This window comes from Parasegetibacter sp. NRK P23, assembly GCF_023721715.1.
Lineage (GTDB): Bacteria > Bacteroidota > Bacteroidia > Chitinophagales > Chitinophagaceae > Parasegetibacter.
Genome location: NZ_JAMDLG010000001.1, coordinates 250,001 through 251,788, shown reverse-complemented (window position 1 = coordinate 251,788; position 1,788 = coordinate 250,001). Strand labels below are relative to the sequence as shown.

Annotated in this window: 2 rRNA genes (1 of these 2 running past the window's edge); both read right to left on the bottom strand. The window is 47.9% G+C overall.

Going from position 1 to position 1,788, the window contains the following annotated elements:
* Window positions 1-809: 809 nt before the first annotated feature.
* Window positions 810-921: ribosomal RNA gene (gene rrf, locus M4J38_RS00990) — 5S ribosomal RNA — on the bottom strand.
* A gap of 71 nt (window positions 922-992) precedes the next feature.
* Window positions 993-1,788, bottom strand: a 23S ribosomal RNA gene (locus tag M4J38_RS00985) (it continues 2,081 nt past the right edge of the window).

The following is a 1,788-nucleotide window of genomic DNA, read 5'->3' as shown; positions in this document are numbered from 1 at the left end:
CCATTGGGGAGACTTTTTTTGTTTGAGTATTTCGCGCGACTGCTTTGTTGATTTTCGTTTCGTACTGCAGTTTTTTTCCCGCAACTGCTTCGCGCTTTGCAGTTAACTACTTTTTTTCACGCGAAGAAACACTGCTTCGTGCCTCGCAGGAGCAAGGACGCGAGAAGCGGTTGAGGTTTGGAGGCTGCTGGGGAGTGGGAGTTCGTTTTGGAGGGATATTTTCTCGCAACGGCGCAGAGACGCAACGTGGCTGTTTTATTGGAACTGGTTGATTAAGGTGTGAGTGTCGTTTCGGGGCTGCTGCCAGGTAGTTTGCGCCTTTCTGTTCCCGCGGCTATTTATATGTATCATAACAGTTTTCAGGATGGCTTAATTCAAGAGTTGATTTAAAGCGGCATAAATTATCCCCCATTTAAAGAAACATAAAACTTTTACATGTAAGGTAAACATACCTCTCTGTGGCACTACCGGCCTGCCCAGTACTTAAGGCTTTGCGCCGTAGCGTCGTTGCGAGAAAATATCCCTCATCCCCAAACAAGCTCACCTAGCTCTTCAAAACCTCAACCGCCTCCTGCGTCCTTGCTCCTGCGAGGCACGAAGCAGTGTGTCTTCGCATGAAAAAAAGCAGTACGCTGCGAAGAGCAAAGCAGCTACGAGAAAAAAAATATCTAATGCGAAGAGGTAAAAGTGAGCATTTTGCTAACACGCCCGCGTGAACACGACACAAAAGAAAAAGCTGTTAGTGCAATAACTTCCCCTTCCGGCAGGCACAAAAAAAAAGCCCCGTTTTACAACGAGGCTTTCAATGAATATGGCAGCTACCTACTCTCCCGCATTGTGGTGCAGTACCATCGGCCATGAGGGGCTTAACTTCTCTGTTCGGAATGGGAAGAGGTGAACACCCTCGGAATAACCACCATAAGAAGATGGTCTCTTACGAGACAATAATGTACATATTGGGAAAGTTATAAACCAAACAAGAAAACAATAAAAAATTAAAGCTTACGGGCAATTAGTACTACTCGGCTTTGATGTTACCACCTTTACACCTGTAGCCTATCAACGTGGTAGTCTTCCACGACCCTTAAAAGTAAACTCATCTTGAGGTAGGTTTCACGCTTAGATGCTTTCAGCGTTTATCCTTTCCGTACATAGCTACTCAGCACTGCACCTGGCGGCACAACTGATTCACCAGCGGTACGTACGACCCGGTCCTCTCGTACTAAGGTCACGTCCTCTCAATTTACTAACGCCCATCACAGATAGGGACCGAACTGTCTTGCGACGTTCTGAACCCAGTTCACGTGCCACTTTAATCGGCGAACAGCCGAACCCTTGGGACCTTCTCCAGCCCCAGGATGTGACGAACCGACATCGAGGTGCCAAACCTCCCCGTCGATATGAGCTCTTGGGGGAGATCAGCCTGTTATCCCCAGAGTACCTTTTATCCTTTGAGCGATGGCCCTTCCATACAGAACCACCGGATCACTTTAGCCTGCTTTCGCACCTGCTCGGCATGTACGCCTCACAGTCAAGCTCCCTTTTACTAATGCGCTCTCCGTACGATTACCAACCGTACTGAGGGAACCTTTGCGAGCCTCCGTTACTTTTTAGGAGGCGACCACCCCAGTCAAACTACCCACCATGCAATGTCCCCTTCTCAGGGTTAGATTCTAAATAACAGAAGGTTGGTATTTCAACGATGACTCCACAACCCCTGGCGAGGCCGCTTCATAGTCTCCCAACTATCCTACACATCTGTGACTCAAAAACAATGCAAAGTTGTAG